This is a genomic window from Aeromonas sp. CA23 (assembly GCF_002587065.1).
Lineage (GTDB): Bacteria > Pseudomonadota > Gammaproteobacteria > Enterobacterales > Aeromonadaceae > Aeromonas > Aeromonas bestiarum.
On record NZ_CP023818.1, the window covers coordinates 4,970,391 to 4,982,846 of the forward strand.

The window sequence follows — 12,456 nt, forward strand, 5'->3', positions numbered from 1 at the left end:
CCCGCTGTATGTCCCTGCTGCGATTCAAATATTGTCTAATGTAACACCTGATTTTGTCGATACTAATACTGTGATTGCATAAGCAATCCAGGGAAAGTGATGAGACAATCTGGAGGTCTAGATGAACGTTACCTATATGATGTTGGCCTTGGCCACTGTTGGCGTGACACAGGACGCCATCGCTTCAGCAAGTAACACTGGGCGAATCAACTTTTACGGTGCAGTGGTGCAGGAAACATGCCTGCTTGATCAGCAACCCAGCAAGTTGCAAGTGAGTTGCGGTTCCGGTCAGCAACATCAGATGACCGAATTTCGGCTGACTACCCTTGACGTTAAGTCACCACCATCATCAAACACATATACCGTATCCAAACAGTGGATAAACAAGGACAAAGGAGAAGTCGTTGTCACGGTAGAATACAGATAAGTGTTCAGAACTTATCTAAAGGGACAATGCCAGTTCATTAAAGCTGACTGGCATTGAATACACAATAATCGCGCCTGCCATTTTCATATCCAGCCCTCATCACGTTGCGAAGAACCGATGACCATCTTGATATCAAATGGTTTGGTAATTTTAAAACATCCAAGAATGATCATCGTTTAAACGATAACTGTGTCCACGAAGAACGCAATAGCACCTGCCAGATTTCAGTAACACTAAGCTTTGCATGATGCCTATTTCAATGTCATCCTCACCGAGGCTGATTTTCGGCATCCTACCTGGAATATGGTTATAGGGAATTATATTAAGCACTTCAATACCAACAATACTGCCATCCGTATACTGTAAAGTTATTGATAATATATCTTCACACTTTTGCATGGACTTAATGTACCAGCGTATTCCACTTGGCATTGCCCTCATAAAATCAGCAGCCTCGCTTACGGAGACCATTCTTTTCATATCATATAGCCAATGTGCCAACACAGGCATTTTGGAAGTCCATTCATATTGTAAGACCTATATTTTCATATAATCATATATGATGCGGACTCACGAAAATATTAGTATACAACCAAGAGGCAGATGCAAATGTCGCTATGGTATTTATTATTGCATTGGCATATTGTGAAACTACCTTAATTCATATAAACCATATAACTGATGCGGTGGAAAGCTTATTTATACAATAGGTCTTTTCAAGGTGCACAACTGTCAGCACCAGACTAGATGTCAATAAGTATAATTAGTTTAGATAGTTGTATTTGACTGAATCGGTATGCAAATGGAGGCATCCATGTCTCCTGAGAAATCCCTACTCATTATTACTTCTCATCGACAACACCAGTCACGCTAACTTCAACACGGCGATCCGGGGCTAAGCAGGATACTTGCTTGGCCTTAGATGTTAGTCCATCACATTCACTACCAGTGATTGAATTTGTTGCGCCATGCCCTTCAGTCTTAATTTTTCCTGATGGAAAGCCTTTAGATACCAAGAAACTGGCAACGGCCTCGGCTCGCTCCCTTGATATTCTTTGATTCACCGCATCAGAACCAATTCGATCAGAATATCCGATCACAATGGCCTTACCGTCCTTAGGCTGGATCGCAATCAACTGTTCATACATCTTACCTAATTCAATAATACCTTCTGGCTTCAAGTCTGATTTACCAAATGAGAATAAAACATCAGAGCTAAGTTGGAAGGTTTTTTCTACAGGAACCGGCTGATGGATAACAACCGGAGCCTCGACAGGAACCGAAGCAGACTCACCTCGAAACGGATGGTAAACGACTTCCAACGTCGTCATATTCTGATTCATCTTCATACGAGCATCTGGCGAGGTAGAGTGCAAGTCACTCACATCGCTCATGTAGCGCCAGCGTGCTTGTACATCAAACGACTCAGAGACCGGATATGTCAAACCCGCACCAAACAAGGATGACACTTTTGTATCTTTAGTACCCAAGCCATCAGTATGGGCCCAATAACCACCAGCTTCACCAAACAATGACAGGTCACCAATAAGTGGAACTCGTCCAATCAATGATAATGTTCCGCCCTGGTTCTCAAAGCGGTTGCCATCGGTATTGCCTCGACCGGCATAGACATAGCCAAGTTCAGCGCCTAAGTAATCATTGAGGTTATATCCTACAAACGCATTTGCTGCAGCGGCATCTTCAGTTCCTGCAGTAACACCTTCAATCTTGTTTAAACCATGAAAATGGGTAAAGCCAGCACCCGCGCCAATATATACATCTTCGCCTGCGTAGCTTACATTGTGCGTACCAAGTGCAGCCAATACAATAACTGTCATTCTTTTCATGGGTTCCTCGCAATTATTAATTAATATAATTAGACTAACCAACTCTACGATGACAATAGCCGATCCAGCCAGTGAAATCCCTGAGCGTAATCAACACCAGCATATTGACAAACCTTTACGTGATGATCAGTTTCAACCCCCTCAATTAGTACACAGTCAGTAAATCCCCTACAACAATTTACTATATGGTGAAGCTCCATTTCGTTGTAACATAGGTCCCATAGAATACTTCTATCAACCTTAATACCATCCCAATCAACAACTGAAAGCGTTTCTCTCGAGCGCTGACTGAAATCACACAAAAAATCATCAAGCCATATCTGATGTCCGAAAGATCTTAACAAGGCCAGATTAGCTGTATAATTAGTCACATCTGAATTCAGGATAAGATATTGATAATCAACTTCAAGTGATAATGGTATTTTACAGTTGCGACAAATCCACATTATTAAATTGCTATCAGCAAGCGACTCGATACGTACATTTATGAAGCACCGACCACGTACCACTTCTCGTGATAAATTGACCTGATTCATCATTAATACCTGCTTCATAACAAGCACCGCTATATCTTGCTTGCTTAAGCTGGTAAAATAAAGCTCAGTGTTATCGACACCATCCACTTTGGACAGTAATTCATAGCCGATTTGCTCGCTATTTTTTAAGCACATAATCGGCTGTAATCTGCTTCTCATCACTGGGATGGTGTGTAGATGGGTGTTTTCAGTTTTAGCTGAACATAACATAATTTATCTCATAATGTATGATTTCGCATAATTTGCTTAAAGTATCTCTGTAAGCTATAAATCGATGCTATTGACAATATGCCCCATCCCTAACGACAAAAAATTGCAACGCTCAACCAATAGCATTGCCTAAACGCAACTACAATATGGTTGACAATGACCACTCTCCTCACTTAAGTAACTGTTATTATTATAGCCAACATTGCACTGCTCGGTATGTAGGAGCTTTCCCAATCATGGCGTGGCAAATGCCCACACTCGACTGTATGAAAGTATAATAGATGGCGCTGTTCCGGAGGCGTATTATAATTATTTTAGGTTGCCCCCACTAATGGGAAAATCCTCTGCACAGATGACAATCTCTAGCCCCTAAATAACTACATGAGCCATAGGCACAGATGTATGGCAAAATTTCACGGCGTCGGCATTGCCTATCTGAAAGATTATCTGGCTTGGTGTCGAGTAATAACCCAAGAACAAAACACCCAAGTATTCAAGAACGAATTAAGCACACCGATTAATATATAGTGACTTAATTTATGCGGACTATTTACCCACATCAACGCACACCAACCCCTTACTCCCACAGTAACCTTTTGACCCTGCGTATAATTATATATCCGCCACAATGCCAACCATCATCCATTCGGATAGGCGTTGGCAATATTAGCCTGAGACATCATCATTAATTGGGCTGAAATATCCTGAAGAACATAGAGTTCCCTACGCCGTGTCCACGGCTGCGCGGACTGTTCATCATACCAAACTGGCAGCTCAATTCCCTCAGGCGCATAACAATCTACCTTGCGCGATCGGCAAGTCATGACACAACGCTTAATATGATCCCTATGCCCAATGATAACCGTTGTCCCTAGTGCTACGGGATCGCTGCCAAAATATTCTGAGATAATATCCAGCACCACTCCATCAGTACTCAAATATATCAATTTACCGCTATCATCCCAGCGGGGTTCGATGGAGATAACATCCCTGGCAGGAATATCTGGATAATGGGCTGAATCAAGATAACGCGCAATTTCCCATTGGACATACATGGGCATGGCCTTTTGTCGATATAATGCAGCGCAACAAGCTGCTAAACTCTCATTCATTGGTCCGGGTTTTGCTAATTCATTAGGGTTTCCGGAGTCATTTGGACGGTTACCAAAAGCAAATGCAATCAGGTTGCTCGCACGAGATATCACAATAAACGGTGGCAGCATATTAAAGCAAGCTTCCTCTATAAATGGTTCCAGCTTACTGGCCACACTCTCATCATTCAGTTCAGCCGTTAGCCTCGCGGTTAGAAGTTTGTGAAAATTCATCTCTATAGCCTTGCTATCATTGCTGCTGTTACATCCGATAAGGGCTGCCACTGCTGGCACCCCTAGTAATCCTAACGTAACGTTTCGTCGTCCCTTATTCATTACAACCCCTTGTTGTTGAATATTTTTGTATATCTAGACAGGCTACAGATAATTTCAGCCTAAAAAAGCAAGAAATTTCCGAAATGTCAGCCAGATGAGCATCCCGGCTAAGTGGGACAGCAATTCCGGCTAACGTGGGCGTTGTTAATGGGATTGTCTCCTTTGTGGCGTTGTTTCCCAAATCGATGCAGCTTGAATGGAACTAACTGAGGATTCGGTGATCTGATCACCACCATCCCCTTCAAGTCTGCATCATGGGCACGTCGCTTCACTCCATCACCAACTGGCCTCAATACAACAAGTCTTTGATTAACCGTGGTTCACTCACCTTCTGGGTTGATGCCGAGGCCATGAGCAACTGGTTTCACCACGACCATCATGGGCGGCGGGGCCGTAGCCAACTCTACACCGACCAGACCATCTCAACCTTTCTGATGCTCAAGGGAATTTTCAACCTCACTCTGCGGGCCACTCAGGGACTACTCGACTCCCTGTTCGAGTTGATGAATGTGCCGCTGTGCGCACCGGACTACAGTTGTGTCAGCAAACGAGCCCGTACGGTGAAAGTGGCCTATCGGCAGCCCTGTAAGGGGCGTATCACCGACCTGGTTATCGACTCGACTGGCCTCAAGGTATTTGGTGAAGGCGAGTGGAAGGTCAGAAAACACGGTGCTGAGAAGCGGCGAGTCTGGCGCAAGTTGCATCTGGCGGTAGACCCGGTGACCCATGATATCGTGGCGGCGGAAGTGTCGTTGGAAAATGTCCATGATGCCGAGGTATTGCCCACCTTGCTCAACCCTCTGCGGCGTAAGCTGGGACATGTTTATGCGGATGGCGCCTATGACAGCAAAGCCAGCCATCAGCTTATCTCGCGCAAAGGGGCGACAGCCTGTATCCCGCCTCGCAAGAACGCGGGGTTATGGAAAAAGGGACACCCAAGAAATGAGGCTGTACTGGTGATGCGCAAGGAAGGGCTGGCGCACTGGAAGAAGATGTCGGGATATCATCGCGCTCGCTGGCAGAGACGGCGATGTATCGGTTCAAGCTGTTGATGACGGGCAAAATCAGTCTGCGTAACTACAACGGCCAAGTGGGAGAGATCATGGCCTACGTGTGTGCGATGAACAAACTGAATGCCCTTGGTCTGCCTGTCAGAAAGCCCCGAGTGTAACGGTCATTTGGGGCTGGGGCAGTTGTGGCTTGATGGTTGATTTGGGAAACAACGCCGCATTCTGTTGTTCCTTTACACAGGTTGGCCAGAATGCGATTTACACAGTATTTACACTCTCATGAAATAAGATCATAAATGAAACCTTTTTACATCTATTTCAATTGGTTGCCGCAAAAGATCCATACATGAGTACTGGCTACGAATTCAATCCGCGCTATACTTAACCATGATGTAGTTCATTTCTTGGCGATCGTAAGGATTGTGCCTATTTTAACATTCATCATTTCTTGGTAAGATAAAATAATGAAAAATACACATACTATGAATTGTCTTGTCATCTTGGTCAGTATTGGTCAGTATTGGTAGACAGTCTATTCTTTTTTTTGGGTCTGGATAATTGAACTGTCTCATTATTGAAAGCACATCAAATCAACCGATATAAAAAATGAGAATAATACCATGGAAAATGATATTAGTTGCCTTGTAGTTGATGACCACCCCGCAATTAGGTTTGCGCTCAAAAGGATATTGGAGTCAAACGGAGTTCGCGTCATTGCGGAAAGTGACAATGGTATAGATGCATTAAAGGCTGTTGAAGAGTTTACGCCAGACGTTATTGTTCTAGATATTGATATACCAATGCTGGATGGTTTTGAAGTGATAAAGAGACTGCGGCGTTCTTATCCTGACATTAAAATACTTGTAATAACAGCCAGTTCCAGCGATAGTTTTTCAGTTCGATGTTTTTATGCTGGAGCAAATGGCTTCTTAAGAAAGACTGATTCAATTGATTTATTGCCAAATGTAATAAAGCAAATCCAATCCGGATATGATTTTTTCTCTCATAGTGTTCATGAAATTGCACGAAAGATGTCTACGGAATCCACTGACAATAATAACTCATCAGTATTTACAACGTTGAGTAACCGAGAGTTGTCAGTATTAAAGGGGTTAGTATCCGGCAAGACAAATATGCAGATTGCGACTGAATTAATGTTAAGTAACAAGACCATTAGCACATATAAGGCTCGAATAATTGAAAAGACTGGAATGCATAACCTTCAAGATATTATAGAAACATATAAAAAAGATGGGGCATAATGTATGTTCAAATTTCATGGCCTTTTGGGTCTATCATGCCTTGCTCTATCAATATCAGCGCATGCCATATGTCATAAAGCAACTGAAATGCATCTTGCCAGCACTGGTGATATTAAGCTCTTTTTTGAAATTAAAATGAGCATGCAGGAAATGCAATGGCTGGAATCGAAAGACAATATATCAATGGGTATCATTGCACCAAGCAATGAGCCCTTTGAAATTGTTACTGATAATGGCGTGACAGGTATTAGCGCGGATATTCTAAGGACATTAAGTTTACACCTGAATAGACCGACTATAATAAAGAAGTACAATAACATCCAATGTGCCATAAGTGATATGGAGAATGGAAACCTTGATTTTCTTTCTTTGGGAGCGACCACATATTCAAAGGTTGAACTATCTAATAAAAGCAATGTAGGCTATTATTCTCATGTATTTATTGATTCGCCATTAGTGATATCCAGAATGAAAAACTCTCATGGAGGACACAGCATTCGTACGTTATCACCGCAGACACATGCTGCCTACCCCAGTGGTTTATTACCATTAATAGGCAATGAGCAGATCCTTAACTGGAAGTTAATGGAGATGCCTGATGTACAGCAAGCTTTTGATAGTGTTTATTTTAGACAAAATGATGTTTTAATATCTGATATAAATTCATTTATATATTTAAATAGTCAAAGATTTGGTGAGCTTCAACCAATAGACATCTTAAGTAATAAAAAAATTGAATTTAAGTTTTTCATTAACAAACGGTCTTCGCACCTTCTTTCAATAATGAATAAACTAATTGATATCTTCGATAAGAACCAGAAATTTGCGACCATTGAACGTTGGCGAGGCGGATTGCCTGCATCAGATAGCTTTTTCCCTATTTACTGGTCCCCCCAAGAAGTAAAGTTCATTGAAAACAAAGTAGCAAATATAGGTTTCAATGGAAATGATGCGCCTTATACATTTATTGATTACCAAAACGGAGTCTCTGGAATCACGGTTGACGTGTTGCAATCTATTTCTGGAATTTCAGGAATTAAATACAAACTTGTTGAGTTTGACGATGATTCCAGCTTAAATGAGGCTCTCGAAAGCGGAAAAATTGATGCTATTGCTGTAATGCCGACAATTCTTAGCAAACCAATCGAACTAACCGTTCTACCATATAATAATGACGATACAATGGTTCTACTTGCCCCATTTGATAAAGTTGATAGTAACAATGATTATATTGGGGGCGTGATAGGCATAGATAAGGATTACCCAGATAATTCAAAAATTGATGTGGCATTAAATAATCGTGAACGTCGCCTTACAAGCTCTGGTAGTGAATCTATCGAACTCTTGCTATCGGGAGATATTGATGGCGCAATAGTTTCCTTACATCGAGCAAAATTTTTCCTTTCAAAAGATAATAACGCGGCTGAATTCAAAATCGTTAAACGTGTTACAGAAAGCAACCTTGAGATTGGCTTCGCATTTAAAAATAAAGAATCCATGTTGTATAATATTATTAAGAAGTCATTGGATGTAGTACCTCCAAGTCAACTGGCTCGTTATTCATCTTTTTGGAAAATGGCACCTTATCCAACATCCACATTCATTCAGAGAAATCACAAGCCGATACTCTATGCGCTCGTAGTATTAGCTATTGGTTTCATATCATATGCAAGTAGATATTGGTATGTGCGAAGACTATTTGAAGAGCGAAATAGAGCGGCCTTGGAACTCAATGAACAGTTGATTTTTATTCGCGTTCTTATAAATAGTTTGCCATATCCACTGCAAGTAAGAGACATTCATGGCGTATTAATGTATTGCAATGATAGTTTTGTCAAAATAACTACCGTTGATAGAGCTAAAGTAATTGGCGAAACACTACGTGAGTCACTACATTGGGTTATCCAAGAGGCAACCGAGCTTGATGATATATATCGTAAAGTTATAAAAAGCGGTGATGACCTAAGTCGAGAGCTTTTACTGACAATTTGTCATGAACAAAAATATATTTATGAATGGAATATACCATACCGAGATGCCGAAGGTGAAGTTAAGGGTATTATCAGTGGCTGGATAGATCTAACCGCTCGAAAACATCTTGAAGATGAGTTAGTAGATGCCAAGGATGCGGCTGATAAGGCTAATCTAGCCAAAAGTCGATTCCTGGCATCAATGAGCCATGAAATACGAACCCCGATGAACTCCATCATTGGATTTATTGAACTTGCATTACATGACTCCAAAGTCAACCATGATGCTAACAATATCGACAGAGAGTCATTGAAAATGGCGATGAGGGCATCAAAAGGTCTTCTTGAATTAATTGGTGATATATTGGATATCTCCAGCATTGAATCTGGAGCTGTTAGAATAGTTCCTGAAAACATATATATTGTAGAGTTTGTTTCTTCTATAACTGATATGGCAAGTTCATTGGCAAGAAAAAGGAAGAATAAATTATCATTTGTCTCTTGGTTAAGTAGTGACTTCGTAAGTTATGTTGACCCTGCGCGGTTAAGACAGATTATTCTAAATATAGTCAATAACGCCATTAAATTCACAAATAAAGGTGATGTCACTGTTACGTTATCGTGTATTGATAAAACCATATCAATTAAGGTCAGTGATACAGGCATTGGCATCCCCAAAGATAGGATGAATGATTTATTTAAACCATTTAGTCAACTGCATGAAAATATTAACACAGGATACAGTGGTACAGGATTAGGATTGAATATATCAAAGGCGTTGGCAAATTTAATGGGGGGTGATATATCTATTACAAGTATAGAGAACCAAGGCACTGAAGTAAATATTACCATCCCTCATGTTATTATTGCTCAAGAAGCTGTAAAGATAAGTAGCTACGATGATGATGGCGCGGTAAAATTAGATGTTCTTAATAGAACGCTAAAGTTTCTAGTAGTAGATGACCATCCATCCAATAGGACATTACTAAAAAAACAACTTGAATATCTTAAGCAAGAGGTTGTTTTAGCAGAAAATGGTATTGATGGTCTCAAACAATTTGCAACAGAAACACCTGACATTATAATAACCGATTGCCAAATGCCAGGTATGGATGGTTATCAATTTGCAAGAGAGATTAGAAGTGGTAATAATGCCCCCCTAAAAAGCAACGTGATCATCATTGGCTTTACTGCAAGTGGATTAATAGAAGATTATGATGCTTGTATTGCGGCAGGTATGAATGACTGCCTATTTAAGCCCATTGGATTAGCTCGATTACAAGAGCTGATTATACAATATCAAAACAAGATGCAGCCTAATAGATACGATACATCTAGTATAGAAAATTCAGAGGTAGATGTTGATTTATCAATATTTGAGACACAAGAGGATAAAATTTCATTTTTGTCTGAGATGATAAGGCTTAGTGAGGCTGATCTTATAGTTGCTAAACATGCTATAGATCAAAGTGATGAGAAGTCATTCTTTACAGCCATTCATAGAATTAAAGGTTCAGCACAAATGATTAGGTATAATGAACTAGTCTTGATTTGTGAAGAAATTGAGGGTGAAAAATTCAGAGGAGATATAATTGAACTACCTCACCTATACATCCTAATAGATAAAATTATATATTGCTTTAATAAAATAAGAAGCACTTATTTTTAGACAATACTATTTAAAGAGCTCGCGTGTACAGATCTAGCTATCGCCTGACACCGGCCTCAAACCGGTGTCTCTTTACACAACATTAGATACGATGTTTCCTAAATCAATGTAACCAGGAATGGGGTAATCCGTTTTCTCGATGCAACAAGCTCGGACTCGGACGATGGCACGCAGCCATTCCTGGGGAGAACACCTCAGCCGTTTGGCTGTCTCCACTCATGTACAGGATCTTTAGCGGGCGTTGTTGACCAAATCGATGCAATTTGAAGGAAACTTACTGAGGACTCGATGACCTGATCACCACCATCCTCTTCAAGTCTACATTTATGGTTGGCGCTTTGCCCCATCACCAAATGATCTCAATGGAGGCCACAAACAGAGCGACCGCACCCTATCGGTTTTAGATGTGTTAGATGAGGAAGTCGTCTAATTGGCGGCCTTGCTCTACCTGCTGGGCCAAGTATTTCGGCATGCGGCCCTGACCGGTCCAGGTATGCTCCTGCCCATGATCAACATAACGGTATTTCGGTGGACGAGGTGCCCGTTTAGCTTTAGCTGCAGTTGCTACTGCTGGAGTGTTCCCCACTAACTCAGTGGGGTCAATACCTGCTTGAGCCAACATCGACTGGAACTCAGCCAACTTTTGCTGGTGCTCAGCTTGGGCTGCTTGTTCTTTCTCCGCTACCTCCAACCGTTCCAGATAAATCGCTTCAATCTTCTCGTTGGCTTCTTTGACTTGCTCCAAAGACAACTCGCGTAGTGCTGCCCGCAGGCTACGGATGTTCAACAGCACTTTCAAAAATTCACTCATCATATATATCCTTTAATTAAAGAGGTCGCTTACTGAGGCTCGCTAGACCGGCGTCACCGTACTCTTTGTAGCGGCGCCACCACTTCCTGAGAGTCGGTCTGGATATGCCGCACCGACGACATACAAGACCTGCATTACCGGTTTCCTCGTAGAGGCGTACCCACAGTAATCTTTGCTGAATTTCCCTGTCCATAGCATCACATCATAGTGAAATGATCTCTATGAATCACACATACAAACTATATTCATACAATCAATAAATATTGAAATCGTTACATATATTAATTTAACTTTAAGAATGTGCCTATACCTAAAATCAAGAAAAACTGCTAACAATACCCCTCGATAAGATCACTAATGTCGCTATATAAACAACATACTACAAAATAATAACTGGGGTCTTTATGTTTACATCAAAAGCAATGCGTGTATTTATTACTATCTATCAAGAAGGAAGCCTTAAAAAAGCAGCCGATAAATTGTGCCTAACTGTCCCACCTGTTTCTAGAATGCTAAAAATAACAGAGGAGTGGGTTGGAGATAAATTATTTATCATAGAGAGAAACCGTATAGTCCCCACTCAGACAGCAACAAGCCTCTACCGTCAACTGTTACCACATTACTATGCGCTCAGTAACATATTTATAAAGAAATCTGAAGCTGCTCTTCATATTGCTTCTCCACAAAGCAACTCGTCAGTGCTAGCTGACTTACTTCAGCCTGTTTATCCTTTACTACAGACCCCCCTCGTTATCAGAAATGTGGAATGCATACATGATAATGATCATATTTTTATTTCTTTTCAAGAGGTTAGTGCACCATCATTTTTTAACGTAGAAAAAATAGATGTACCATTATCACTAATATGTCCAATCGAAGATACCAAAGAATGGAAAAATAAATCCCTCTTAATTGAACGAGCTCTCACACATCACCCTAATTTTGAGAATATTTTTTCTAAACTACGTTCTCATGGATTCAAAGGTCACCTGCATCAGATTGACAACGCCATTTGCCTTGATAGTAACTTTAATAATGGATATGGAGTGATGTTTAAATTTTTAACTAAAGCTCAGGGGAATTATCACTCCCTTCCTTTTATTTATCAGCAGCCTTTGTTTATCTATATTAATACATTAAAGAAAGACATTGAGCATGATGCATTGATATCACATATCAAGCATGTTGTAGACTCTAACATACAACAAATATTAATGTGATGACGTGCTTCAAATGAAACATTTTTAATGTTTTCGTTCTTTCATAAGCTGCTATCTTCATGCCGTC

Annotated in this window: 8 protein-coding genes and 2 pseudogenes; 5 read left to right on the top strand and 5 right to left on the bottom strand. The window is 40.8% G+C overall.

Annotation, left to right across the window (positions count from 1 at the left end; all coding sequences use genetic code 11):
• The first annotated feature begins 121 nt into the window (after positions 1 to 121).
• Entirely contained in the window at positions 122 to 427 is a 306-nt protein-coding gene (locus tag CK910_RS22855; RefSeq protein WP_098984818.1) for a hypothetical protein, read from the top strand.
• Between the two features lie 842 nt (positions 428 to 1,269).
• Here CK910_RS22855 and CK910_RS22860 read toward each other — a convergent pair.
• The 3 genes from CK910_RS22860 to CK910_RS22870 form a co-directional block, all read right to left on the bottom strand.
• A complete protein-coding gene (locus tag CK910_RS22860; RefSeq protein ID WP_098984819.1) occupies positions 1,270 to 2,274 on the bottom strand; it encodes an OmpA family protein in 1,005 nt (334 codons plus the stop codon).
• A gap of 44 nt (positions 2,275 to 2,318) precedes the next feature.
• Positions 2,319 to 3,020 carry an EAL domain-containing protein gene (locus tag CK910_RS22865; RefSeq protein ID WP_098984820.1) on the bottom strand — a complete coding sequence of 234 codons (702 nt, stop codon included), beginning with the start codon at positions 3,018 to 3,020 and terminating at the stop codon, positions 2,319 to 2,321.
• 638 nt (positions 3,021 to 3,658) lie between these two features.
• On the bottom strand, positions 3,659 to 4,447 hold the full coding sequence (locus CK910_RS22870; protein ID WP_098984821.1) for a hypothetical protein: 789 nt from the start codon (positions 4,445 to 4,447) through the stop codon (positions 3,659 to 3,661).
• 254 nt (positions 4,448 to 4,701) lie between these two features.
• Here CK910_RS22870 and CK910_RS22875 point away from each other — a divergent pair.
• The 3 genes and pseudogenes from CK910_RS22875 (at position 4,702) to CK910_RS22885 (ending at position 10,358) form a co-directional block, all read left to right on the top strand.
• Positions 4,702 to 5,618, top strand: a pseudogene (locus tag CK910_RS22875) (IS5 family transposase).
• 459 nt (positions 5,619 to 6,077) lie between these two features.
• Positions 6,078 to 6,719, top strand: coding sequence for a response regulator transcription factor (locus CK910_RS22880; protein WP_098984822.1), 642 nt, complete (start codon positions 6,078 to 6,080; stop codon positions 6,717 to 6,719).
• Positions 6,720 to 6,722: 3 nt separating this feature from the next.
• The gene (locus tag CK910_RS22885; RefSeq protein WP_098984823.1) at positions 6,723 to 10,358 is read left to right on the top strand and encodes an ATP-binding protein; all 3,636 of its coding nucleotides are present in this window, start codon (positions 6,723 to 6,725) and stop codon (positions 10,356 to 10,358) included.
• A gap of 409 nt (positions 10,359 to 10,767) precedes the next feature.
• Here CK910_RS22885 and CK910_RS22890 read toward each other — a convergent pair whose 3' ends face one another.
• Positions 10,768 to 11,169 carry an H-NS family histone-like protein gene (locus CK910_RS22890; protein WP_098984824.1) on the bottom strand — a complete coding sequence of 134 codons (402 nt, stop codon included), beginning with the start codon at positions 11,167 to 11,169 and terminating at the stop codon, positions 10,768 to 10,770.
• A gap of 22 nt (positions 11,170 to 11,191) precedes the next feature.
• Positions 11,192 to 11,362 (bottom strand): annotated as a pseudogene (locus CK910_RS22895) (helix-turn-helix domain-containing protein); the annotation flags it as partial.
• A gap of 211 nt (positions 11,363 to 11,573) precedes the next feature.
• Here CK910_RS22895 and CK910_RS22900 point away from each other — a divergent pair.
• On the top strand, positions 11,574 to 12,389 hold the full coding sequence (locus CK910_RS22900) for a LysR family transcriptional regulator (RefSeq protein WP_098984826.1): 816 nt from the start codon (positions 11,574 to 11,576) through the stop codon (positions 12,387 to 12,389).
• Positions 12,390 to 12,456: the final 67 nt, after the last annotated feature.

What these genes read in the sequence shown, in the direction of transcription:
- CK910_RS22890 (WP_098984824.1), bottom strand. Translation starts at nt 11,169, where the DNA reads ATGAGTGAATTTTTGAAAGTGCTGTTGAACATCCGTAGCCTGCGGGCA.
- CK910_RS22855 (WP_098984818.1), top strand. Translation starts at nt 122, where the DNA reads ATGAACGTTACCTATATGATGTTGGCCTTGGCCACTGTTGGCGTGACA.
- CK910_RS22870 (WP_098984821.1), bottom strand. Translation starts at nt 4,447, where the DNA reads ATGAATAAGGGACGACGAAACGTTACGTTAGGATTACTAGGGGTGCCA.
- CK910_RS22900 (WP_098984826.1), top strand. Translation starts at nt 11,574, where the DNA reads ATGTTTACATCAAAAGCAATGCGTGTATTTATTACTATCTATCAAGAA.
- CK910_RS22880 (WP_098984822.1), top strand. Translation starts at nt 6,078, where the DNA reads ATGGAAAATGATATTAGTTGCCTTGTAGTTGATGACCACCCCGCAATT.
- CK910_RS22885 (WP_098984823.1), top strand. Translation starts at nt 6,723, where the DNA reads ATGTTCAAATTTCATGGCCTTTTGGGTCTATCATGCCTTGCTCTATCA.
- CK910_RS22860 (WP_098984819.1), bottom strand. Translation starts at nt 2,274, where the DNA reads ATGAAAAGAATGACAGTTATTGTATTGGCTGCACTTGGTACGCACAAT.
- CK910_RS22865 (WP_098984820.1), bottom strand. Translation starts at nt 3,020, where the DNA reads ATGTTATGTTCAGCTAAAACTGAAAACACCCATCTACACACCATCCCA.